A 23,579-nucleotide genomic window follows, 5' to 3' on the forward strand; every position below is an offset into this window, starting at 1 on the left:
CACAATGCAATTTTTAAATCCTATCTATTTTATATTAGCCATTTTCATAGGAGCAGTTATCCTATTTTATTTCTTTCGGAAGCAATACACGGAAAAGACCGTTTCATCCAATCTGCTCTGGGAGCAGGTGCTGAACGAATGGCAGGCTTCCCCTTGGCTGAAAAAGCTTCAGCAGAATCTATTATTTTGGCTGCAATTATTGGCTCTGATCTTATTGATGCTGGCCCTTGTGCGCCCATTTTGGCTTGAAGATTCTTTAAAAGGAGAACATTTAATCATCATTATAGACCCATCCGCCTCTATGTCGGCTGAACGCGGAGGAAAGAGCCGTTTTGAGATGGCAAAAGAGGAAATGCTTGAACTTGCCGGCAAGCTTAATGGTCAGCAGGTAACCTTGATTAAAGCAGGAGAGAAAAATGAGATCCTATTAAGCCGTGAAGATGATCCAACTGCCATTCGCAGAACCATTGATGGGCTGAATCTTACTTATGAACATGAAAATATGGATAAAGCCCTCTTATTGGCAGGTTCCTTATCTTCTGGAAAAGACACAGCTCTTCATATTTTTTCAGATTCGGCTGTGAAGAATGATTTAATGGAGGATCTGGCTGGTTTATACACTGTTGTACATAATATTGGAGAGGATGCAAGGAACGTCTCGCTCCAATCGTTTGGGACTGCTGCAGCTGGTGATGGAATCTCAGCCATTGCGGTGATAGAAAACCAGTCTGCCGGAAATATAGAAACAGGTTTTACCGTCCAATTTGAGAATGAAGTTTTGTTTGAACAAAATTTATCATTGAAAGCAAATGAACAAACAACCGTCCAAATTAAAAACCTGCCTGAAAAACCATATTATGAGGCATCCATCTCCATTAATGACGGCTACAGTGCAGATAATTTCGCAGCCTCTATTTACACAGACCCAAAACCAAAAGTTTACACAATGGGGGATGTAAATCCGTTTGCGGTGAAGGGTTTTCAAACCATAGGAGCCGAATTGCTGCAGACAGACCCAGCTGCTCTCAAAGGTTTTGAAATGAAGGGTGTGGTTGTAGCAGAAGGAAGCACATTATCGGAACTTCCTGAACTGCCAACGATCTTTTTTAACACAGGCAAGGAAAAAACAATACTTAAAGAGGCAATTTCAGGGGATAAGGATCCTTTATTTGAATATGCAGACTTTGAGCGTGTGTATATCAGTTCCGCTTCCGCTGCATTGGAAGGGGAATGGGAGACTGTTTTAAAAAGTGGAGACATTCCCTTAATTCAGAGGGGAATGCAGAATGGTCTGCCAATTATTATTGTCAATTTCGATCTATCCGACACAGATTGGCCACTCCTGCCAGGTTTTCCAATCTTTTTGTATAACTCTTACCATTGGTTATCCCAGCAATCAGATTTCCTCGGATATTTCAGCGCCGGAGAAGAGAGATGGATAAATATTGGCACAGGAAATGGTGGCTGGGAGATTTTCAATAATAAAGACGAAAATCTTTACTCCCTTGATTTAAACAAAGAAAACTTTAAAGCTCCTGTGATTCCCGGAACTTACCAGGCGGTATCAGGAAATCAAATTTATTATTTTTCTGTCCTTCTGGATGAAAGGGAGAAAAATGCAGGAATAGGAGAATCTTTCACATTGAATGAAAAATCTTCTGAAAAAAACAGCATGATACAAAGGCCCAACGAAAGCCTCTGGTTCTGGCTGGCATTAATTGCTTTTATACTGATTGCTATCGAATGGGAGGTATTTCGCCGTGGGCATCGAGGTTAAATATCCCTTCCTGTTTCTGCTCCTGATTCCTGCTGTCATTATGGTCTTTTTGTATATTCGAAATCACAGGGGAAAAGAAAATGGGAAATTTTTGATTGCGAGTCTAAGACTGGTCATTTTCTCATTGTTAATTTTTGCACTGACCGTCCCACAGTTCCTCCTTCCGGTTAAGGGGCAGACCGTCGTATATCTGGCAGACCGCTCTGCAAGCATTGGTGCAGATGAGGAAGCACTAGCCTGGATAGAAAACAGTTCCAGCCACAGGAAAAGTGAGGATCAATTTGCGGTGGCAGCCTTTGGCAAAAATGTAGTGCTTGAACAGAATTTGGGCAGGAACCGTGAAGCTGTTACCGAATTTAACGGGAAAGCAGAGGATTCTCAATCGAATCTGGAAGCAGGCCTGCAATTTGCCGCTTCACTCATTCCGAGGGATTCCTCTGGCAGAATTGTCTTGATGTCGGACGGAAATGAAACAGCAGGCAAAAGCCTGGAGGCAGCCTCAGTTCTAAAGAATCGAAATATCGAGATTGACCATGTAATATTAAGAACAGCAGCAGGTGACGATGTATCAATTTCAGACTTAAAGATGCCCCCATCACTTTATTTAGGAGAAGAGGCTCCGATTACAATTGAAGTTACCAGTAATACTGCCAAAGAAGCTGATATCAGATTATCTGTAAATCATAAAGAGGTTTTAAAGAAAACCGTTCAAGTGAATGAAGGGAAAAATGTATATACCTTTACTCACAAAGCAGATACTGCAGGGTTAACGGTATATAAAGCAGAGATAGCTGCTGACCAGGATGCCTTCTCTGAAAACAATACACTCCACTCGGTTGTTAATGTTAAGGGAACCCCTAAGGTCCTGATCGTACAAGGGGAGGACGCGGGTGATATTGCGAATTTGTTAATAGGTTCAGGCCTCGAGACAGACACGGTTCTTCCAGAGAAGCTTCCAACCGTTCTCTCAGGGTATTTGCAATATCAGTCGATTATTTTTAATAATGTTCCTGCAACAGTTATCTCAGAGCACCAAATGACATTGATGGAGAAGGCAGTTAAGGAATTCGGCACCGGTTTTATTATGTTCGGCGGTGAAGAAAGCTTCGGGCTGGGGGGCTATTTTAAAACTCCGATTGAGAAATTGCTTCCGGTAGATATGGATATCAAGGGCAAAAAAGAAATGCCTTCCTTAGGCCTGGTATTAGTTATGGACCGCTCTGGAAGCATGGCCGGGAATAAAATTGAATTGGCGAAAGAGGCGGCTGCCCGTTCAGTGGAACTGCTGCGTGAAGAAGATACACTCGGATTCATAGCATTTGATGACCGGCCATGGGAAATCCTTGAAACCAAGCCTCTCAAGGATAAAAAGAAGGCAATTGAAAAAATCAGATCTATTACACCAGGCGGAGGGACAGAAATCTTTACTTCTCTGGAACAAGCCTACAGTGAGCTTGAAGAATTGCAGCTTCAGAGGAAGCATATTATTTTGCTGACAGATGGCCAATCTGCCACAAATGGGGACTATGAGCTTTTAATCGAAAGCGGGAAAGAAAAGAATATCACTCTATCAACTGTTGCACTTGGTCAGGATGCTGACAGGGGGCTGCTTGAAGATCTTGCGGGAATGGGGTCAGGGCGTTTTTATGATGTTACTGACTCTTCCGTCATTCCAAGCATATTATCACGCGAAACCGTAATGGCTACGAGAACCTATATAGAAGACAATCCATTCTATCCTAGTGTTCAGCCCTACCCTGACTGGTCCTCACTCTTTGAAAAAGGTGTTCCAGAAATGAATGCCTATATAGCTGCTACGGCCAAGCCGCGAGCACAGGTACCGCTGTTAAGTGAAAAAGAAGATCCTGTACTTTCTGAATGGCAATACGGAATGGGGCGGGCAGCTGCCTTTACATCTGACTCCTCAGGCAAATGGTCAGGAGATTGGGCCCGCTGGGAAAAGTGGCCATCATTTATTAATCAGCTTGTCACTAAAACCCTGCCGCAATATGAAAGTGAACCATACAGGGTTGCTGTTGAGAATAAGGATGGCAATACAGTGCTCAGCCTGGAGTCTGCAGCAAGCAAGTCTTTGCCGATTGAGGCATCCATTGTGTCGGAAACGGGCGAACAGATAGAAACCAATATTAGACTCACTGCTCCAGGTAAATATGAGGCGGCAATGCCGGAAAGTGCAGGAATGTATTTTTTAAATATTAAACAGACAGATCAAAATGGGAATATACAGGTTCATCAGACTGGTTTTACTATTCCCTATTCAGAAGAGTATTTGCAAAAGGGAACAAATAAAGAGCATTTGGAGTCACTCTCAAAAATGACTGGAGGCAAGGAGCTGGAAACTGGAGAAGAAGCTTTCCGGCCACTGAAAAAACCAGCCAGCACCAAACAGCCAATCAGCGAATGGCTGCTTCTCGCCGCATTCCTGATCTTTTTTTCAGAAATCGCTGTAAGGCGCTTTGGCTTAGCTGCTCTCACTGCGAGAATTTTGAAGAAAAACAGAAATAAAAAGGAAAAGCCTGAGGCGCCTATGAAAATTCAAAACCTTAAAGCTTACAGGGAAAAACAATCTTCTTCCGTGCAGATGCCTGGTAAACTTCAAGCGGGAACTTCTGTAAAAGAAACAACGGAAAAAACAAAAGAAAAGAAAAAACCAAACCGGCCGAAGCCTGCAGCAGAATCCCCGCTGAAAGAAAGAGAAGAACGCATGAAAAGGCTGCTGGATGCGAAAAATAGGAAAAATAGGAAAAATCAGTAAAATCAGCAAAATCAGTAAAATCAGTAAAATCAGATTGGGTGCCAGCTTAATTTTTTCCTGAAGCTTTCATCCGGAAATAAGAATTGCCAATGCTGTAAAGGTATTTTCTTGACATGCTAAGAACTTCTATGTAAACTTACTTTGTAAAGGCTTTTCACTTAACAAGGAGGGATAGGGATGCTCGAAAAAACAACGAGGATGAACTACCTATATGATTTCTATCAATCGTTGTTAACTCCTAAGCAGAGAAGCTATATGTCCCTGTACTACCTGGATGATTTTTCTCTTGGAGAGATTGCCGAGGAATATGATGTTAGCCGGCAAGCGGTATATGACAACATTAAAAGAACAGAAGCAATGCTTGAAGAGTATGAAGAAAAGCTATTATTATTTCATAAATTTCAAGAGCGCAGCAAGCTGATTGCAGAAATAAAAGTGATGCTTCAGGAAGGCTCACCTTCCCGAGAAGCATTGGAAGAAGCAGTGGCAGAGCTTGAGAAATTAGATTAGGAGGCGGCATATATGGCATTTGAAGGATTGGCCGACCGACTGCAAAATACAATTCAGAAAATCCGCGGAAAAGGCAAAATCAATGAAGCGGATGTAAAAGAAATGATGCGCGAAGTCCGTCTCGCCCTTTTGGAAGCGGACGTAAACTTCAAAGTGGTCAAAGAGTTTGTCAAAAAAGTCAGCGAACGTGCTGTCGGACAGGAAGTATTAAAGAGCCTGACCCCAGGACAGCAGGTCATTAAGGTTGTTAAAGAAGAATTAACGGAACTTATGGGCGGAGAGCAAAGCAAAATTGCTGTTTCCAATCGCCCCCCGACAGTCATTATGATGGTCGGTCTTCAGGGTGCCGGTAAAACGACTACAACCGGAAAGCTTGCAAACCTGCTCCGCAAAAAGTATAACCGCAATCCGATGCTGGTTGCTGCAGATATTTACCGCCCTGCTGCGATTAAACAGCTCGAAACACTTGGCAAACAACTTAATATGCCCGTCTTCTCCCTTGGTGATCAAGTCAGCCCTGTTGAAATTGCAAAACAGGCAATCGCAAAGGCAAAAGAGGATCATCATGATTATGTTCTGATCGATACAGCAGGAAGGCTGCATGTAGATGAAGCCTTAATGGATGAGCTAAAGCAAATCAAAGAGCTTTCCAATCCAGATGAAATTTTCCTTGTTGTAGACGCCATGACTGGTCAAGATGCGGTGAATGTAGCGCAAAGCTTCAATGATCTGCTGGGTCTTACTGGAGTTGTCCTGACGAAGCTGGATGGCGATACTCGAGGCGGTGCGGCTCTATCCATTAGATCCGTAACAAACACGCCGATTAAATTCGTCGGTCTTGGCGAAAAACTGGATGCGCTTGAAGCGTTCCATCCAGAACGGATGGCGTCCCGTATATTAGGTATGGGAGATGTCCTATCCCTAATTGAAAAAGCACAGGCCAATGTGGATGAAGAAAAGGCAAAAGAGCTTGAGCAGAAGATGCGCACGGCTTCTTTCACATTCGATGATTTTTTGGATCAGCTTGGTCAGGTCCGCAGCATGGGACCGCTTGATGAACTGCTGAAAATGATGCCTGGTGCAAACAAAATCAAAGGCTTGAATAATATTCAAATCGACGAGAAGCAAATCACTCATGTTGAAGCGATTATTAAATCGATGACGAAGGAAGAGAAAATTCATCCTGAAATCATCAATGCAAGCCGCCGCAAACGGATTGCCAAGGGAAGCGGAAGAACCGTGCCTGAAGTTAACCGTCTGCTGAAGCAATTTGAAGACATGAAAAAGATGATGAAGCAAATGGCTGGCATGCAGCAAAAAGGCAAGAAAAAAGGCGGATTTAAGCTTCCTTTTAACCCTTTTTAAGCTGTCAGCAAAGCTTTTCATAAGATGTAAAGAAAAAAACCTTTACAAACTAATTGACTATCTGATATTATACTATCTTGTGTGAAACTATTCGGAGGTGCTTATTTAAAATGGCAGTAAAAATTCGTTTAAAGCGTATGGGTGCTCACAAAAACCCTTTCTATCGTATTGTTGTAGCTGATTCTCGTTCTCCTCGTGACGGACGTTTCATTGAAACAGTAGGAACTTACAACCCGGTTGCTCAACCAGCGATCGTTGAAATCAATGAAGAGTTGGCTCTTAAATGGCTTCAGACAGGTGCTAAGCCATCTGATACAGTACGCAACCTTTTCTCTAAGCAAGGCATTATGGAGAAATTCCATAACGCTAAAAACGGTAAGTAATTCATTATAAGATGAAAGAGCTTATCGAAACGATTGTTAAGCCCCTTGTTGATTTTCCGGAAGATGTTCAAGTGAATGTCCAAGAAGAGGATCAGCGCGTAACCTATCAGCTTTCCGTCAACAAGAATGACATGGGGAAAGTAATTGGGAAGCAAGGGCGCGTTGCGAAAGCAATACGGACCGTTGTCTATGCAGCAGGTTCATCAGAACAAAAGAAGATCTTTTTAGAGATCATCGAATAATTATCCTGCACTGAGCAGGGTATTACCAAAAAAGGAGGGGCTTCCCCTCCTTTTTTTACAATCTAAAAAATCCTGCTGTTTGAACTTTATTGTCCTCTGTTAAAACTGTTTCATCTGCTGAGTTGATTGGAGCGGAGGGCATTTGATCCTCGATAATGCTGCCGCATTACCCTCACTTCCCGCGAATAGCAAGTGATCCGTGCTGAAATCAACGGGCAGAATATATAAGTAACACAGCATTTCACGAGAAAAGTTAAAATATAGACATCGCCAACTAAGAATTTGACAGCAGTCAGTAAAGCAGTTTTTTAATCGGATCAAATTTGGGAGGCGCTGTACATGCACATCATTCAATCGGTTACAGTTAAGCAGGTGCTTACAGAGAACAGCAAGAAAGAACTGCTGGAAGGCTATATGGCCAAAAAAAAACAGCTGCAGAAAGAAAGTGATCAGCTGAAGTTTGAACTGAAAAAACAGGAAAAAACCAAAAAACTGCATCCGGCCAGTCTTAAAAAGCATTTTGAAAAGGAAATTCAAATGAGGCAGGAAAAAGTCCAGCTGCTCGATTTTCAAATAGAACAATTACATATGCTACCATTAGGAAGCGAATTAAAAGAAAAAGAAGTCCAGGCGATTATTGAGGTTCAAAAGGGTACCCGATGGGAAGACATAGAAAAAGGGAAAACCATCATCATAAGAGATGGAATTGTTGATGAAATACGCTAGAGGTGATAATACATGCAGAAATGGTTCAACGTAGGAAAAATCGTGAACACCCATGGCATAAAAGGGGAAGCAAGAGTCATTTCCAAAACAGACTTTGCAGAAGAAAGGTATAAGCCGGGAAATAAACTTTATTTGTTCATGCCTGACACAAAAGGTGATCCAATTGAGCTGACAGTGAAAACTCACCGTACCCATAAATCATTCGATTTGCTTACCTTTGAAGGATACGAAAATATTAATGAGATTGAAAAAATGAAGGGCGGCATCCTTAAAATTTCAGAAGATCAGTTAGGCGATCTTGAAGAAGATGAATTTTACTACCATGAAATCATAGGGTGTACTGTTGAAACGCTTGATGGAGCGGAAGTAGGTAAAATCAAGGAAATTCTATCTCCTGGAGCAAATGATGTATGGGTAATTAAAGCAAAAGGCGGGAAGGAAATACTGATCCCGTATATTGAAGATGTTGTTAAGGAAGTTAATGTGGAAGACAAACTTGTGAAAATTAATGCGATAGAAGGATTGCTTTCATGATGAATATTGATGTGCTCACTCTGTTTCCTGAAATGTTTGAAGGCGTTTTTGGGCATTCCATCCTAAAAAAAGCGGCTGAAAATGAAGCAGTGAAATACAACGTGGTCAACTTTAGGGAATATGCCGACAATAAGCACAAAACAGTAGATGATTATCCATATGGCGGAGGGGCGGGAATGGTTTTAAAACCGCAGCCCATATTTGATGCTGTAGATGATCTTCAAAGTAAAAGCGGGGCGTCTCCGAGGGTTATTCTCCTGTGTCCTCAAGGAGAACGCTTTACGCAGAAGAAAGCTGAAGAGCTTGCTGAAATGGATCACCTGATTTTTGTTTGCGGACATTACGAGGGGTATGATGAAAGAATACGGGAACATGTGGTAACCGATGAAATTTCGATTGGTGATTTTGTGCTGACTGGAGGAGAGCTTGGAGCCATGGTGGTAATCGATAGTGTTGTCCGTTTGCTGCCAGGTGTATTGGGCAACGAAGAATCGCACATGAAGGACTCTTTCAGCACAGGTTTTCTTGAACACCCTCATTACACCCGTCCAGCGGATTTCAGGGGTATTAAAGTGCCGGATGTCCTCATCTCGGGGAATCATCGCCTTGTCGACGAGTGGCGAGCCAAAGAATCCTTGAGAAGGACGTATTTAAGGCGTCCTGATCTTCTTGAGGATGCAGAGTTAACAAAAGAACAGCAAAAATGGCTAGAAGAAATAAAAGCGGAATCGCGTTAATCACCCCCGACATCTCGAGGGAATAGGCGCTCCATCCTAAAAGCTAACGCTTTTAGTCGTTCGATGATGATGCTGTCGAAGAGTTCCTTGTGGAGCTGGGCAGTTATCGAAGTTCAAAGATCTACTCTGATCTTAAAAAAAGAAGATAAATAACATTGAAGTTGCCGTCCAAGTATGGTATGATACTTTTTGTGACTTAGGCTGAACTTGTTCAGTTTGCGTCTGATAAAGATGTTCCGCTGCAAACATATAGGTTGTGCAAGAGCGTCTGCTGAGAGGAGTTGAAAACGATGCAAAAACTAATTGAAGAAATCACAAAAGAACAGCTTCGTACAGACCTTCCGTCTTTCCGTCCTGGTGATACTGTACGTGTACACGTAAGTATTGTTGAGGGAACTCGTGAGCGTGTTCAGGTATACGAAGGTGTTGTGATTAAGCGTCGTGGTGGTGGAATCAGCGAAACTTTCACAGTTCGTAAGATTTCTTACGGTGTAGGCGTTGAGCGTACATTCCCTGTACACACACCTAAGATTGCGAAGCTTGAAGTTATCCGCCGCGGTAAAGTCCGCCGTGCGAAACTTTACTACCTGCGTAACCTTCGCGGTAAAAAAGCTCGTATCAAAGAAATTCGATAATAAAGAAAAGAAGGAGCTTGTTAAATCAAGCTCCTTTTTCTTTCATGAGACAGCCGAATGCAAATAATATTACATAAATGTTAAATAATATATAAATAAGGTTCCCATCGTGTTTATTGAGAAGAATTTTTGTAAAATAAAAAAGACAACACTTTCCATGCAGATTAATTAATGGGGTAGAAGAATGGTGGGGGATTTAATGGCAAAAAATAAAAATGAATTGTGGGAATGGACAAAGGCTCTTGTAATCGCAGTCCTGTTAGCGGCAGTCATCAGATATTTTTTATTTGCTCCGATTGTGGTTGACGGCTTGTCCATGATGCCAACATTGCATGATCAGGATCGAATGATTGTTAATAAGTTCAGTTATAAGATTGGCGAGCCGGAGCGCTTCGATATCATTGTTTTCCATGCACCGGAAAACAAAGATTACATCAAAAGGGTAATAGGTCTTCCTGGAGATAAGATTGAATACAAAGATGATACTCTTTATGTAAATGGGAAAGCTTATGAAGAGCCTTACCTGGATGAATATAAAAAGCAGGTAATCGATGGGCCGCTGACGGAGCCGTTTACTTTAAAAGAAAAGATAGGACAGGAAACAGTGCCTGAAGGCCACTTATTTGTAATGGGTGACAACCGCCGCTTCAGCAAGGACAGCCGTCACATTGGCCCTGTTGCAATGGAAGAAGTACTGGGTGATGCTGGAGTAATATACTGGCCTATAGAGGACATTCGAATTGTTGATTGATTCTTTGCTTTGTAAATACATATTGGATGGAGGTGACCAGCTGTGACGATCCAGTGGTTTCCCGGCCATATGGCGAAAGCCCGCAGGCAGGTTACAGAAAAATTAAAACTGGTTGATATCATCTTTGAGCTCGTTGATGCAAGGATTCCATATTCATCACGAAATCCGATGATCGATGAAATTATTCAGCACAAACCCCGCCTTGTTTTATTGAATAAAGCTGACATGGCTGATAAAGAAGTGACAAAAAAGTGGATCAAACATTTTGAAGATAAGGGTATAAGAGCTCTTGCGATAAACTCACAGGCCGGACAAGGCATGAAGGAAATCGTTTCCGCATCTCAGGGTATTCTTCAGGAAAAGTTCGATCGCATGAAGGCAAAGGGTGTCAAGCCGAGAGCAATCCGGGCAATGATTGTAGGTATTCCAAACGCTGGAAAGTCCACCCTTATCAATCGCCTGGCCAAAAAGAATATAGCCAGGACAGGAAATACTCCCGGTGTTACAAAAGCCCAGCAATGGATAAAGGTAGGGAAAGAGATGGAGCTTCTCGATACCCCTGGAATCCTATGGCCAAAATTTGAAGATCAGGAAGTAGGTCTTAAGCTTGCTCTGACTGGAGCAATAAAAGATACTATACTAAATCTTCAGGATGTTGCAGTGTATGCTCTGCGCTTTCTCGGCCTCAGGTATCCAGATCGCCTGAATGAGAGATATCAGCTTGATGAAATTCCGGAAGATATTGTGGAAGTATTTGATAAAATCGGCAGGCTGCGCGGGTGTCTGATGGGCGGCGGCGAAATTGATTATGATAAGGTGACAGAGCTGGTCATCAGAGAATTCCGTTCTGAAAAATTGGGACCAATCACTTTGGAGCTGCCCGAAGAGATGGGAGTTCGGAGTGAAGCTGAATAATTTAGATGAAGACCTTCTGTTCACAGGAGGCCTTTATTTTTTTGCGAAAATGCCGATACATACATTAGATTGAAAAGGAGTATTATATGGAAAAATTGACCATTCGTCAAATTGAAGAAAAGATCAAAACACTTAAGTTAGAGGATGACCCATTTCTTCATTTCATAAGACATGATGAAAGAAAAGGAGTACAGCAGCTTTTAGAAAGATGGCATTCCCGAAATCTGCAGCAAAAAAAGATATATGAAAAGCATAAAGAAATGAGTCAGTATGAAGTTCGGTACAGGAGCCAGGGTTTTCAGTTTATTGCCGGAATAGATGAAGTAGGCAGGGGGCCGCTTGCAGGACCAGTGGTGGCTGCAGCAGTTATTTTGCCAGAAGACTTCTTCCTCCCTGGTTTAGATGATTCAAAAAAGGTGCCGGAGAGCAAAAGAGAAGAATTTTCTGAGATAATTAAGGCTAAGGCTGTAGCATTCAGCGTTGGAATCATTGATCCGGAAGAAATCGACCGCATCAATATATTTGAAGCGACAAAAAAGGCAATGCTTTCAGCAATTGAAGCGCTGAGCCCAAAACCGGACTTCTTGCTTGCAGATGCCGTAAAACTATTAACTCCTTACCCAATGGAAGCAATCATTAAGGGAGATGGCAAAAGCATATCGATTGCTGCAGCATCTATCATAGCTAAAGTCACGAGAGACAGAATGATGGCTGAAATAGGTACAGAGTTTCCGCAATATGGATTCGAGAAAAATATGGGCTATGGGACGAAGGAGCATCTTGAAGCCCTCACACTGCATGGAATATCTCCTTATCATCGGAAAAGCTTTGCACCAATAAAAAATCTTATTAGTGAATAGAAAAGAGGTGAGGGCATGAAGCCGTCTGATATTATCCAAAGAATCATAAGGCATGACCAGAACAATGCATTAAAAACGGCTGCATTTAAACCTGGGCAGATTGTCAGCGGTAAAATAGGAAAGCTATTTCCAAACCAGACGGCAGAGGTGCAAATTGGTTCACAAAAAGTGATAGCACAGCTGGAAACCCCTTTGTCAGCTAACATCAGATATTGGTTTAAAGTTGAGCCAGGTGAGGGAATGCTGCGCTTAAAGGTAATGAAATCTGCAAACAGACCAGGTTCGGCAGCCCCGGCTGAAAGCCTCTTAAGCCAGCTGGGAATGCAGTTATCTAGAGAAAATAAGATGCTTATTCAATTTTTTCTTAAAGAGCAGCTTCCAATTACAGGTGAAACTCTAAAAATGGCATCTGAATGGATCAAGGAAAGCCGATCAGCTGAAGATGGACTGCGGACAGTAAAAGAGCTGATTATAAGGCAGCTTCCCTTTTCAAAGGACGTTTTTTCAGCGCTATCCTCAGTCTTGGATGGGGACTCTCTTTCATCCCTTATGGGGGAATTGCAGGAGGAGTTAAAGGGTAGTGGTTTATCATCCAATGGGCAGCAAATATATTCGCTGCTTCGGGATCTGACAAAGACTTCAAGAGAAAAGTTGGGCCGGCAGGCGATATTCAGATTGTTTTCTGAATGGCTGAGTACAAAAAACCAGGCAAGTTCACACACTGCGTTCCAGCTCTTGAAAGTATTGGGGCTTATGCCAGGTGAAGCGGCCGAGGATGCGGCTTTAAAGCTGCTTATGGAAGGAAGCATCCAAAATAAACCGATTAGTCATGTCCTGACGGAAATTCTGAAAGCAAACGATTCCGGAAACAGGCAGGGATTTATATTGAACTTTGCAAAGCTAAATGGGTTTATTGGACAAAGATCGGAAAGCAGTGGACTAGCTCAAACTTTAGAAATCTTATTCAATGATATTCGAAATGGCAAGATTTCTTTTCCTGCAGAAAAGAATTTGCTTAACGACATTGTCAAATCAGCTCTATCCCACACATTAAATGATGATCTGGATCAATTATTGTCAGATGTTCAGGGGATAAAGCAGGCTGCTGTTCAGGCGGGGAGATTACTGGCCGGTGAGAAACCTTTGACAGCAGCGGCTCTCAATCTGAAGGAAATGACAATGCTGGAAGAACTGAAAAATAGCCTGCAAACAGAGTCTAACATTACATATGAACAGCGGAATTTTCATAGTGAGCTGAAGAGAATAATCAGAACATTGGGGCTTTCTCATGAATATGACGTCCTGAATTTATTAAAACATTCCGATGAAGGAGCTTCCGAAAAGCTGGATACCCTTAAACCGCTTCTAATGGGCTTTATAAATGAAGAAACTTCGCACATAGCTAAAGATGCAGCTGAACGGCTTCTGCATAAATTAACCGGCTTTCAGGCGCTCTCACAGGAATCCGGCCCATTGCAGCAATATATCTTTCAGCTGCCTATTTCCTTATGGGGAAAGACCTCAGATTTGACAATGCAATGGAGCGGCCGGAAAACGAAAGAGGGGAAAATAGATCCCAGCCATTGCCGGGTTATATTTTATTTGAATTTAGAGCATCTGGATGAAACCATTGTCGATCTCCAAGTTCAAAACAGAATCATTAAAATTTCAGTTATTAATGAGCACACAGAAATAAAGGATTTAACTGCTCCATTTGCCGCTGAATTAAAAGAAAATCTATTAAAATTAAATTATAAGCTGTCCTCAGTTTCCTTCCAAAAGGCAGAATCAGCAGGAGATTCACTTATGGCAAGAGATACAATGACATCGATTGTACATTCAAATCAATTCAGCGGAGTAGATCTAAGGATATGAAAAAAGTTCATGATAAACAAAGGAAAGAAGCGGTAGCACTAACCTATGATCCTGTTGGTCAGGGAGCACCAAGGATATCTGCAAAGGGGAAGGGTCTGGTTGCTGAAAATATCCTTGCGAAGGCCAAGGAACATGACATTCCGGTTCAGGAAGATCCTGCTCTTATGGAGCTTCTTGGCAAGCTTAACATCAATGAGGGAATACCGGAAGAACTATATCAGGCTGTTGCTGAGGTGTTTGCTTTTATCTACAGGGCTGATCAGAAAGCCGGGATGAGGGAAAATAAAAAATAATCTATTCTGGTAAACCAATATGGTTCATTCTCAGCGAATCAATTCGAAGGGATGACGGCGTGATTTTACTTGAGTCTAATAGAAAAGAAAACTGTCGAAAAGGCAGTTTTTTTTTATTTTAAAAAAATATTTTTATGATAAATTATGTTCAAAACATCTATTATGACAGGGTTTCTGCACTTTTTAATATTTTTAATTTTTAAAGAAATATAATATTTTAGAGTAAATGGTAGACAAGGGGTTTTTCATTTAATAAAATGAAAGCGCAGTCTATTTTTTTGAAAGAGTTAGATAGGAGGATGGGAAATGAATATACATGAGTATCAAGGTAAAGAAGTCCTCAGACAATACGGGGTGGCAGTTCCGAACGGAAAAGTGGCATTTACAGTAGAAGAAGCTGTTGAAGCTGCTAAAGAACTTGGCACTGAGGTATGTGTGGTTAAAGCACAAATCCACGCCGGAGGACGCGGTAAAGCTGGCGGTGTAAAAGTTGCCAAAAATCTTGACGAAGTTCGTACATATGCAGGTGAAATCCTAGGGAAAACACTTGTTACACATCAAACAGGCCCGGAAGGCAAGGAAGTAAAACGTTTACTGATTGAAGAGGGCTGTGACATTAAGAAGGAATATTATGTTGGCCTAGTATTGGACCGCGCAACATCACGTGTTGTTTTAATGGCTTCTGAAGAGGGCGGCACAGAAATCGAAGAGGTAGCTGAACAGACGCCTGAAAAGATCTTCAAGGAAGAAATCGATCCTGTACTTGGTTTAACAGCATTCCAGGCGCGCAGAATCGCATTTAATATCAATATCCCATCAAAGCTTGTCGGACAAGCTGTTAAATTTATGATGGGCTTATACAGAGCTTACATTGAAAAGGATTGTTCTATCGCTGAAATCAATCCATTGGTTGTAACTGGTGACGGCCAGGTAATGGCTCTGGATGCAAAGCTGAACTTTGATTCAAATGCTCTTTACCGTCAAAAGGACATCATGGCTCTTCGTGACCTTGAAGAAGAGGATGCAAAGGAAATCGAAGCATCCAAATATGACCTGAGCTATATTTCCCTTGATGGAAATATCGGCTGCATGGTTAACGGTGCAGGATTGGCGATGGCTACTATGGATATCGTCAAACACTATGGCGGAGACCCGGCCAATTTCCTTGATGTTGGCGGCGGTGCAACTGCTGAGAAGGTTACTGAAGCTTTCAAAATCATCCTTTCTGATAAAAATGTAAAAGGTATTTTTGTTAATATCTTTGGAGGAATCATGAAATGCGACGTCATTGCCACTGGCGTAGTGGAAGCAGCGAAGCAAGTAGGCTTGACTGTACCTTTAGTTGTACGTCTGGAAGGTACAAATGTTGAATTGGGCAAGAAGATCCTTGCTGAATCCGATATCGATATCATTGCGGCTGAATCAATGGCTGACGGCGCACAAAAAATCGTTTCTTTAGTAGGCTAAGAATCAAAATTGAGCGGCCGTTCAGTGTCTAAGGCAATTAGCGGAATCCGAAAGGCGTGTTGGCTGAAAGAGCTTTTGCTTATGACCTTTGAGTACAGAATGGCACTCTTTAGACAAGAAAGGAGAATTAACGTGAGCGTATTTATTAATAAAGATACAAAAGTTATAGTTCAAGGGATTACTGGTTCAACAGCCCTTTTTCATACTAAGCAAATGCTAGAATACGGAACGCAAATTGTCGGCGGTGTAACTCCTGGTAAAGGCGGTACTGAAGTAGAAGGTGTTCCTGTCTTCAATACTGTGGAGGAAGCAGTTAAGGCTACAGGTGCCAATGCCTCCGTTATCTATGTTCCAGCTCCATTTGCTGCAGATGCTATTCTTGAGGCGGTAGACGCAGAATTGGATCTTGCCATTTGTATCACTGAGCATATTCCAGTATTGGATATGGTAAAAGTTAAGCGTTATATGGAAGGCAAGAAGACTCGCCTTGTAGGTCCTAACTGCCCTGGTGTTATTACTCCTGATGAGTGTAAGATCGGCATTATGCCTGGATATATCCATACTAAAGGTCATGTTGGGGTTGTTTCCCGTTCTGGAACACTGACTTATGAAGCGGTACATCAGCTGTCACAGGCCGGAATCGGCCAGTCTACTGCTGTTGGAATCGGCGGAGACCCGGTTAACGGAACAAACTTCATTGATGTATTAAAAGCATTTAATGAAGATCCAGAAACTTATGCAGTAATCATGATTGGTGAAATCGGCGGAACAGCTGAAGAAGAAGCTGCAGAGTGGGTTAAAGCAAACATGACTAAGCCTGTTGTAGGCTTCATCGGCGGACGCACTGCCCCTCCAGGAAAACGTATGGGCCATGCCGGCGCAATTATTTCAGGAGGCAAAGGAACGGCTGATGAAAAAATCCGTGTTATGAATGAATGCGGTATTCAAGTAGCAGACACTCCATCCGTAATGGGTGAAACCCTGATAAAGGTTTTAAAAGAAAAAGGCCTTTTTGATCAGTGTAAAACTCATTAATCTTATTTAAATAACTTAAGAGTAGTCCCTCTGTTTGAGGGGCTATTTCTGCATTGCCAAATCCGTTTATCCCCGCACGTACCCCGCTTTATAAAAAAACAGGAGGCCACCTATGAATGAATTTAATATGAGGCTCACCCATCTCCATCATTGCAGAGGAATGAGCTGGAAAATGATCTATAATATTCTTAAGAAAGATCCCCAATTAAAATGTATGTATAATCATACACAAAGTCGAATAATACCCCGTATATTCACCTCCCAAGATTCTCTTTCAGTACTCCAAGATCTTCATTCGGATCAAATCCAGGAACAAATACGCCAATATTCACAAAATGGCATTAAAACCATAACAATTTTTGATAAGGAATATCCGAGTCTATTAAAAGAAACGTACCAGCCGCCATGGATAATCTATGCGAAAGGTGATATCAGTCTTCTGAATAGCGGAACTCACCTGGCCGTTGTCGGTTCCAGGCAGGCATCAGAGTATGGAGAAAAAGCCATTCAATACATGTTTCCCAAGCTTATTGAAAAAGGGGTAATTATTGTAAGCGGGCTGGCTGCTGGCATTGATGCCATTGCGCATAAGGAAGCAATCAAAAATAAAGGGAGAACAATTGGTGTCATAGCCGGAGGACTGTTCCATATTTATCCTCAGGCTAATCAAAAGCTGGCATATGAAATGATGAAAAATCAGCTGGTTATTTCTGAATATCCGCCGGACACCAGACCCTCAAGATGGCAGTTTCCAATGAGAAACCGGATCATCAGCGGCATTAGCAGAGGCACACTGATAATCCAGGCAAAAAGCAAAAGCGGCTCCCTTATTACAGCAAATTATGCGGTTCAAGAAGGAAGAGATGTCTTTGCCGTTCCCGGAAATATATTTAGCCCGTTTTCTGGGGGAACCAATGAATTAATACAGCAAGGTGCTAAATTGGTAAAATCAGCTGAGGAGATCTTAGAAGAATTCCTTTACTAATCAGGATAATGAAATAGGAGCCTTGCTTTGATTTAGTGATCCTTTTTCTTACATCGGCTCATTTTAAATATGTTAATTTAAAGGATTTTTTACAAAAAGGTTGAAATTCTATTAAAACTGTTATACATTTTGCAACAGGTATTATGGAAAGAAACAGTCTGCTTCTTTATTCATTTTTGTGTTTTTTCTTGGAAACGGTTGCGGAAATATTCCGCTTAAGTTTGACAAACTTGAATAGAATGTAGAATAATAATGAATATTTCAATACGAAAGCAGTAAAGCTGATGATACCAGCAAGCTGACAAAGAATAAATTATAATACTTCAATTATGCTAAAAGAGACATTTAAGCCGCTCCACAAAATGTAAATATTCAATTGAGGCTATTTAATATACGTTATTGATAAATGTAAGCAGGCAAGTTTAGCAGTATAAAAAATCCCGCATTTCAAGATTGATTTTGCCTGAATGTTTAAAAATCCCTCTCAAGGAGGACTATTGATGTCAGAGTTTCTTGTAATCGTTGAGTCACCTGCAAAGGCAAAAACGATTGAGCGTTATTTAGGAAAAAAATATAAAGTGAAAGCTTCCATGGGACATGTCAGGGATCTTCCTAAAAGCCAAATGGGCATAGATGTGGAAAATAATTTTGAACCAAAATACATAACCATTCGTGGAAAGGGCCCGGTTTTAAAGGAACTTAAGTCAGCGGCCAAAAAAGCCAAGAAAATTTACCTCGCGGCTGACCCCGACAGAGAAGGGGAAGCAATTGCCTGGCATCTGGCACATAGCCTGGACATGGATGTTACTTCAGACTGCCGTGTTGTTTTTAATGAAATTACGAAAGACGCCATTAAAGAATCCTTTAAGCATCCAAGGCCAATCAACATGGATCTTGTTGATGCCCAGCAGGCAAGACGGATGCTGGACCGGTTAGTCGGTTATAATATCAGCCCGTTATTATGGAAGAAAGTAAAAAAAGGATTAAGTGCGGGCAGGGTACAGTCTGTTGCAGTCCGTCTGATCATCGACCGTGAAAAGGAAATTAAGGACTTTATACCAGAAGAGTACTGGTCCATTGACGGTGAGTTCCTAAAAGGCAAAACAGCCTTCGATGCAGCTTTTTACGGGCTGGAAAATGAAAAAGTGGAATTGAAGTCTGAAAGCGATGTTCAAAATATATTAAGTAAAATGAAGGGCAATAAATTTAAGGTGGCGTCGGTTACCAAGAAGGAAAGAAAGCGGAATCCTGCCGCCCCTTTTACTACGTCATCACTTCAGCAGGAAGCTGCAAGGAAATTAAATTTCCGTGCCAAGAAAACCATGATGCTTGCACAGCAGCTTTATGAGGGAATTGATCTAGGCAAAGAAGGAACTGTTGGTTTAATTACTTATATGAGAACTGATTCAACACGCATTTCTGAAATTGCGCAAAATGAAGCAGCAGATTATATTCAAAACTCCTACGGGAAAGAATTCCTGCAGGGTGAAAAGAAAAAAGAAAAGAAAAACAGCAACGCCCAGGATGCCCATGAGGCCATCCGCCCGACAAGCACATTAAGGTCGCCTGCAAGTTTAAAAGAATTCTTGTCGCGTGATCAGCTTCGATTATACAGGCTCATTTGGGAACGCTTTGTTGCAAGCCAAATGGCACCAGCTGTTATGGATACAATGAGTGTGGATTTAAAGAATGGTGAAGTGATCTTCAGGGCAACAGGGTCAAAAGTGAAGTTCCCTGGATTTATGAAAGTCTATGTTGAAGGCACAGATGATCAGTCAGAGGAAAAAGATAATATGCTCCCAGACCTGAAGGAAGGGGATGAAGTCCTTAAAAAAGACATCGAACCCAAACAGCACTTCACTCAGCCCCCTCCAAGGTATACTGAGGCGAGGCTCGTAAAAACACTTGAAGAACAGGGGATTGGACGGCCATCCACTTTTGCTCCGACTCTTGACACAATTCAAAAACGGGGTTATGTTGCTCTAGACAACAAACGTTTTATTCCGACTGAACTGGGGGAAATTGTTCTTGAACTAATCATGGAATTCTTCCCTGAAATCCTTGATATCGAGTTTACAGCAAAGATGGAAAAAGACCTGGACTATGTTGAAGAAGGCAAGGTCAATTGGGTACAGATCATTGATGAATTCTATAAAGATTTTGAAAAGAATCTTGAGATAGCGGAAAAAGAAATGCAGGAAGTAGAAATTAAGGATGAACCTGCAGGTGAAGATTGTGAGCAATGCGGAAATCCAATGGTGTTCAAGATGGGGCGCTATGGAAAATTCATGGCATGCAGCAATTTCCCTGACTGCCGCAATACCAAACCGATTGTAAAGGATATTGGTGTGAAGTGTCCGAAGTGCAAAGAAGGAAATATAATAGAAAGAAAAAGCAAAAAACGCCGGATCTTCTACGGCTGTGACAGATTTCCTGAATGTGACTTTATTTCATGGGATAAACCGCTGCCAAGAAGCTGTCCTAAATGCGATAACCTTCTAGTTGAGAAAAAACTCAAAAAAGGTGTCCAGGTTCAGTGTGTTGAATGCGACTATAAGGAAGAAAAGCAAAGTTAAGGGTGGGCTTAAATGCTCACTCTTTTCTATTGAGGGATGTGCATCCAGAATACTTCCAGCAAGGTTTCCTTCGTTTGTTTCAAAGAATATCAGCTTCAAATCGTTCATGAAACTTTTTTATTTTTAAAACGTATTGTAAAATGGCAGAATGAATAAGAACAGGGTAAAGTAAGAGGGACTGTTTTTAAAAAATCTAAATTAATCATGACATCGTCATCATAAGTATATATGGAGGTTCATTTTATGAAAGATACAGCAGTAAATGTAATAGGAGCGGGATTAGCAGGCAGTGAGGCTGCATGGCAGCTGGCCAGCAGGGGAATAAGAGTAAAGCTCTACGAAATGAGGCCAGTAAGGCAGACTCCTGCCCATCACACAGATAAATTTGCCGAACTTGTCTGCAGCAACTCTCTGCGTGCAAATACTTTAACGAATGCTGTCGGTGTATTAAAAGAAGAAATGCGGAAGCTGAATTCTGTTATCATCCATTCAGCTGACAGCAGTGCCGTTCCTGCTGGGGGAGCATTGGCAGTTGACCGGCATGATTTTGCGGCTCGTGTAACGGAACAAGTCAAAAACCATCCGAATGTAACGGTAATAAATGAAGAAGTGACAGATATTCCGGAAGGGCCAACTGTAATCGCTACAGGACCGTTGACAAGTGAAGCCCTATCCGGAAAATTAAAAGAGCTGTCCGGAGAAGATTATTTATATTTTTACGATGCGGCTGCTCCAATTCTAGAAAAAGACTCAATCGATATGAATAAAGTTTATTTGAAATCACGGTATGATAAGGGAGAAGCGGCATATTTGAATTGCCCAATGACAGAAGAAGAATTTGACCGTTTTTATGAGGCTCTTACCTCCGCAGAAACAGTTCCATTAAAGGAATTTGAAAAGGAAATCTTTTTCGAGGGCTGCATGCCAATAGAGGTGATGGCAAACAGGGGAAAGAAAACAATGCTTTTTGGCCCGATGAAGCCGGTAGGTTTAGAAGATCCGAAAACAGGAAAAAGGCCATATGCAGTTGTTCAGCTTCGACAGGATGATGCTGCCGGAACTCTTTATAATATTGTAGGCTTCCAGACACATTTGAAATGGGGGCCGCAAAAAGAAGTAATCCGCTTGATTCCTGGTCTCGAAAATGCTGAAATAGTAAGGTATGGCGTTATGCACCGGAATACATTTATCAACTCTCCAAAAGTTCTGCGCGCAACATATCAATTCAAGAACCGGGATGATTTGTTCTTTGCAGGGCAAATGACAGGGGTTGAAGGTTATGTGGAATCTGCGGCCAGCGGACTTGTGGCAGGAATCAATGCTGCCAGGCTTGTTAAAGGAGAAGATCCTTTAGAGTTTCCTCATGAGACTGCGATTGGAAGCATGGCGCGTTATATTACTACCGCTAACCCGAAAAGTTTCCAGCCTATGAACGCTAATTTTGGTTTGTTTCCTGAACTTCCTGAAAAAATCAGAGGGAAAAAAGAAAGAAATGAAAAGCATGCGGAAAAAGCATTAGGAACAATTCAGAACTTTGTGAAAAATTTGTAAATTATGTTGCGTTGGGCTGCTGAGTTGTGATACTATTTAGTAGCCCTTGCGAGGTGAACATTTAATGTCTGAAAATGTGAACGTTTCTTTAAAGTTGTTTATTGAATATTTACAAATTGAGAAAAATTATTCACAATATACTATTGAGCATTACCAGCATGATATTGGTGAATTTTTTATGTTCATGTCTGAACAAGCAATTGCGGATTTAACAAAAGTCGAATATCAGGATGTCAGGATTTATCTAACCGATCTTTACGATAAAAAGATGTCCCGTAAGTCAGTTGCCAGGAAAATATCAAGCTTAAGGAGCTTTTTTAAATTTTTGCTCAGAGAAGAAGAAGTCGCTGAAAATCCTTTTGCACTTGTTTCCATTCCGAAAGCGCAGAAAAAGCTGCCGGAATTTTTCTATGAGGAGGAAATGATGCAGCTTTTCAATGCTTGTGAAGCCAGTTCTCCTCTAGGGCAAAGAAATAAAGCACTTCTTGAACTATTGTATGCAACCGGCATCCGGGTCAGCGAGTGCAGCCAAATCCGCATAAAAGACCTGGATATGTATCTTTCAACGGTTCTGGTCCGCGGCAAGGGCAGTAAAGAGCGGTATGTCCCTTTTGGAAGCTTTGCCCAGGATGCACTTGACACATACATAAACCATGGACGTAAAGAATTGCTTGCCAATGGGATCGTGCAGGAAAATTTGTTTCTGAATGCCCGTGGCGGCCCGCTTACAGCAAGGGGAATCAGGACTATCCTGGATAAGATTATCGAGAAATCATCCTTAACAGGCAAAATCCATCCCCATATGCTTCGCCACACATTTGCGACGCATCTAATGGCAAATGGAGCTGATATGAGAACAGTTCAGGAATTACTTGGACACGCATTTCTATCATCAACCCAGGTATATACACATGTTACGAATGAATACTTGAAAAAAACTTATATGGCCCATCATCCGCGGGCATAGCAAAAGACATTCATTACCTAATAGTCTGCAGAAAAAAATCAAAGGCAATATGCTCCAAAGGAGGAGTCTTTCATGTCCGAATTTCATGCTACAACAATATTTGCTGTTCATCATAATGGTGAATGTGCAATGTCCGGCGACGGCCAGGTTACCTTTGGAAATGCAGTTGTGATGAAACACACTGCAAGAAAAGTCAGAAAGCTATTTAATGGTAAGGTGCTGGCTGGATTTGCAGGCTCAGTAGCAGATGCATTTACGTTATTCGAAATGTTTGAAGCAAAACTTGAAGAGTATAATGGAAACCTTGAAAGAGCAGCTGTGGAGCTTGCAAAAGAGTGGAGAAGCGATAAGGTTTTACGCAAGCTCGAAGCAATGCTTATTGTTATGAATACGGATAGTCTGCTGCTTATCTCCGGTACAGGTGAAGTTATTGAGCCGGATGATGGAATTCTGGCTATTGGATCAGGAGGCAACTATGCCCTTGCAGCTGGAAGGTCTTTAAAGAGATTTGCAGGCGAACACCTGTCAGCAAGAGAAATTGCGAAGGCCTCGCTTGAAATGGCTGCGGAAATATGTGTATATACAAACCACAACATCATTGTGGAAGAACTCTAATAAA

22 protein-coding genes are annotated in these 23,579 nt (G+C 41.7%); all 22 read left to right on the forward strand.

The genetic code is table 11. The features are described 5' to 3' along the window. Positions 1-4: 4 nt before the first annotated feature. Positions 5-1,777, forward strand: a complete 1,773-nt coding sequence (locus DFO72_RS12035; protein WP_113881920.1) for a vWA domain-containing protein — start codon at positions 5-7, stop codon at positions 1,775-1,777. After that, positions 1,761-4,553: a VWA domain-containing protein gene (locus tag DFO72_RS12040; RefSeq protein WP_113881921.1), complete on the forward strand. Its 2,793-nt coding sequence runs from the start codon at positions 1,761-1,763 to the stop codon at positions 4,551-4,553. Before DFO72_RS12035 ends, DFO72_RS12040 begins: the two co-directional genes overlap by 17 nt. 177 nt (positions 4,554-4,730) lie before the next feature. Next, complete coding sequence (locus tag DFO72_RS12045) at positions 4,731-5,063, forward strand: putative DNA-binding protein (RefSeq protein WP_009330786.1); 333 nt, start codon at positions 4,731-4,733, stop codon at positions 5,061-5,063. Between the two features lie 12 nt (positions 5,064-5,075). After that, positions 5,076-6,428 (forward strand): signal recognition particle protein, encoded by a 1,353-nt coding sequence (ffh, locus tag DFO72_RS12050; RefSeq protein ID WP_113881922.1) that lies wholly within the window; start codon positions 5,076-5,078, stop codon positions 6,426-6,428. Positions 6,429-6,538: 110 nt separating this feature from the next. Further along, positions 6,539-6,811 carry a 30S ribosomal protein S16 gene (rpsP, locus tag DFO72_RS12055; protein ID WP_009330784.1) on the forward strand — a complete coding sequence of 91 codons (273 nt, stop codon included), beginning with the start codon at positions 6,539-6,541 and terminating at the stop codon, positions 6,809-6,811. A gap of 11 nt (positions 6,812-6,822) precedes the next feature. Further along, the gene (locus DFO72_RS12060; RefSeq protein WP_009330783.1) at positions 6,823-7,053 is read left to right on the forward strand and encodes a KH domain-containing protein; all 231 of its coding nucleotides are present in this window, start codon (positions 6,823-6,825) and stop codon (positions 7,051-7,053) included. A 339-nt stretch (positions 7,054-7,392) separates the two neighbouring features. After that, a complete protein-coding gene (locus DFO72_RS12065; RefSeq protein ID WP_113881923.1) occupies positions 7,393-7,779 on the forward strand; it encodes a YlqD family protein in 387 nt (128 codons plus the stop codon). 12 nt (positions 7,780-7,791) lie between these two features. After that, positions 7,792-8,313, forward strand: coding sequence for a ribosome maturation factor RimM (gene rimM / locus DFO72_RS12070; RefSeq protein WP_113881924.1), 522 nt, complete (start codon positions 7,792-7,794; stop codon positions 8,311-8,313). Next, positions 8,313-9,050 carry a tRNA (guanosine(37)-N1)-methyltransferase TrmD gene (gene trmD / locus DFO72_RS12075; protein ID WP_113882146.1) on the forward strand — a complete coding sequence of 246 codons (738 nt, stop codon included), beginning with the start codon at positions 8,313-8,315 and terminating at the stop codon, positions 9,048-9,050. The genes rimM and trmD overlap by 1 nt, the downstream gene beginning before the upstream one ends. Positions 9,051-9,340: 290 nt before the next feature. Next, on the forward strand, positions 9,341-9,685 hold the full coding sequence (gene rplS / locus DFO72_RS12080; protein ID WP_009330779.1) for a 50S ribosomal protein L19: 345 nt from the start codon (positions 9,341-9,343) through the stop codon (positions 9,683-9,685). A 199-nt stretch (positions 9,686-9,884) separates the two neighbouring features. Beyond that, complete coding sequence (gene lepB, locus DFO72_RS12085) at positions 9,885-10,436, forward strand: signal peptidase I (RefSeq protein ID WP_113882147.1); 552 nt, start codon at positions 9,885-9,887, stop codon at positions 10,434-10,436. Positions 10,437-10,478: 42 nt separating this feature from the next. Continuing rightward, positions 10,479-11,351 (forward strand): ribosome biogenesis GTPase YlqF, encoded by an 873-nt coding sequence (gene ylqF, locus DFO72_RS12090; protein WP_113881925.1) that lies wholly within the window; start codon positions 10,479-10,481, stop codon positions 11,349-11,351. An 86-nt stretch (positions 11,352-11,437) separates the two neighbouring features. Continuing rightward, on the forward strand, positions 11,438-12,211 hold the full coding sequence (locus tag DFO72_RS12095; protein ID WP_113881926.1) for a ribonuclease HII: 774 nt from the start codon (positions 11,438-11,440) through the stop codon (positions 12,209-12,211). Between the two features lie 15 nt (positions 12,212-12,226). Further along, positions 12,227-14,086 (forward strand): hypothetical protein, encoded by a 1,860-nt coding sequence (locus tag DFO72_RS12100; RefSeq protein ID WP_113881927.1) that lies wholly within the window; start codon positions 12,227-12,229, stop codon positions 14,084-14,086. After that, a complete protein-coding gene (locus DFO72_RS12105) occupies positions 14,083-14,379 on the forward strand; it encodes an EscU/YscU/HrcU family type III secretion system export apparatus switch protein (protein ID WP_113881928.1) in 297 nt (98 codons plus the stop codon). The genes DFO72_RS12100 and DFO72_RS12105 overlap by 4 nt, the downstream gene beginning before the upstream one ends. Positions 14,380-14,685: 306 nt before the next feature. Further along, complete coding sequence (gene sucC / locus DFO72_RS12110; RefSeq protein WP_113881929.1) at positions 14,686-15,846, forward strand: ADP-forming succinate--CoA ligase subunit beta; 1,161 nt, start codon at positions 14,686-14,688, stop codon at positions 15,844-15,846. Between the two features lie 132 nt (positions 15,847-15,978). Further along, the gene (sucD, locus tag DFO72_RS12115) at positions 15,979-16,881 is read left to right on the forward strand and encodes a succinate--CoA ligase subunit alpha (RefSeq protein WP_113881930.1); all 903 of its coding nucleotides are present in this window, start codon (positions 15,979-15,981) and stop codon (positions 16,879-16,881) included. Between the two features lie 112 nt (positions 16,882-16,993). After that, the gene (gene dprA / locus DFO72_RS12120) at positions 16,994-17,866 is read left to right on the forward strand and encodes a DNA-processing protein DprA (protein WP_113881931.1); all 873 of its coding nucleotides are present in this window, start codon (positions 16,994-16,996) and stop codon (positions 17,864-17,866) included. Between the two features lie 500 nt (positions 17,867-18,366). Next, on the forward strand, positions 18,367-20,442 hold the full coding sequence (gene topA, locus DFO72_RS12125) for a type I DNA topoisomerase (protein ID WP_113881932.1): 2,076 nt from the start codon (positions 18,367-18,369) through the stop codon (positions 20,440-20,442). 243 nt (positions 20,443-20,685) lie between these two features. Further along, on the forward strand, positions 20,686-21,993 hold the full coding sequence (gene trmFO, locus DFO72_RS12130) for an FADH(2)-oxidizing methylenetetrahydrofolate--tRNA-(uracil(54)-C(5))-methyltransferase TrmFO (protein ID WP_113881933.1): 1,308 nt from the start codon (positions 20,686-20,688) through the stop codon (positions 21,991-21,993). Between the two features lie 64 nt (positions 21,994-22,057). Next, positions 22,058-22,960 carry a tyrosine recombinase XerC gene (gene xerC / locus DFO72_RS12135; protein WP_113881934.1) on the forward strand — a complete coding sequence of 301 codons (903 nt, stop codon included), beginning with the start codon at positions 22,058-22,060 and terminating at the stop codon, positions 22,958-22,960. Positions 22,961-23,032: 72 nt separating this feature from the next. Next, positions 23,033-23,575: an ATP-dependent protease subunit HslV gene (hslV, locus tag DFO72_RS12140; RefSeq protein WP_113881935.1), complete on the forward strand. Its 543-nt coding sequence runs from the start codon at positions 23,033-23,035 to the stop codon at positions 23,573-23,575. Positions 23,576-23,579 lie beyond the last annotated feature (4 nt).

It is taken from the genome of Cytobacillus oceanisediminis (assembly GCF_004366035.1).
GTDB classification, from domain to species: Bacteria; Bacillota; Bacilli; order Bacillales; family Cytobacillaceae; genus Cytobacillus; species Cytobacillus oceanisediminis_C.

Coding starts and splice junctions, on each gene's coding strand:
- DFO72_RS12035 (WP_113881920.1), top strand. CDS start 5: ATGCAATTTTTAAATCCTATCTATTTTATATTAGCCATTTTCATAGGA.
- DFO72_RS12045 (WP_009330786.1), top strand. CDS start 4,731: ATGCTCGAAAAAACAACGAGGATGAACTACCTATATGATTTCTATCAA.
- ffh (WP_113881922.1), top strand. CDS start 5,076: ATGGCATTTGAAGGATTGGCCGACCGACTGCAAAATACAATTCAGAAA.
- rpsP (WP_009330784.1), top strand. CDS start 6,539: ATGGCAGTAAAAATTCGTTTAAAGCGTATGGGTGCTCACAAAAACCCT.
- DFO72_RS12060 (WP_009330783.1), top strand. CDS start 6,823: ATGAAAGAGCTTATCGAAACGATTGTTAAGCCCCTTGTTGATTTTCCG.
- DFO72_RS12065 (WP_113881923.1), top strand. CDS start 7,393: ATGCACATCATTCAATCGGTTACAGTTAAGCAGGTGCTTACAGAGAAC.
- rimM (WP_113881924.1), top strand. CDS start 7,792: ATGCAGAAATGGTTCAACGTAGGAAAAATCGTGAACACCCATGGCATA.
- trmD (WP_113882146.1), top strand. CDS start 8,313: ATGAATATTGATGTGCTCACTCTGTTTCCTGAAATGTTTGAAGGCGTT.
- rplS (WP_009330779.1), top strand. CDS start 9,341: ATGCAAAAACTAATTGAAGAAATCACAAAAGAACAGCTTCGTACAGAC.
- lepB (WP_113882147.1), top strand. CDS start 9,885: ATGGCAAAAAATAAAAATGAATTGTGGGAATGGACAAAGGCTCTTGTA.
- DFO72_RS12095 (WP_113881926.1), top strand. CDS start 11,438: ATGGAAAAATTGACCATTCGTCAAATTGAAGAAAAGATCAAAACACTT.
- DFO72_RS12100 (WP_113881927.1), top strand. CDS start 12,227: ATGAAGCCGTCTGATATTATCCAAAGAATCATAAGGCATGACCAGAAC.
- DFO72_RS12105 (WP_113881928.1), top strand. CDS start 14,083: ATGAAAAAAGTTCATGATAAACAAAGGAAAGAAGCGGTAGCACTAACC.
- sucC (WP_113881929.1), top strand. CDS start 14,686: ATGAATATACATGAGTATCAAGGTAAAGAAGTCCTCAGACAATACGGG.
- dprA (WP_113881931.1), top strand. CDS start 16,994: ATGAATGAATTTAATATGAGGCTCACCCATCTCCATCATTGCAGAGGA.
- topA (WP_113881932.1), top strand. CDS start 18,367: ATGTCAGAGTTTCTTGTAATCGTTGAGTCACCTGCAAAGGCAAAAACG.
- trmFO (WP_113881933.1), top strand. CDS start 20,686: ATGAAAGATACAGCAGTAAATGTAATAGGAGCGGGATTAGCAGGCAGT.
- xerC (WP_113881934.1), top strand. CDS start 22,058: ATGTCTGAAAATGTGAACGTTTCTTTAAAGTTGTTTATTGAATATTTA.
- hslV (WP_113881935.1), top strand. CDS start 23,033: ATGTCCGAATTTCATGCTACAACAATATTTGCTGTTCATCATAATGGT.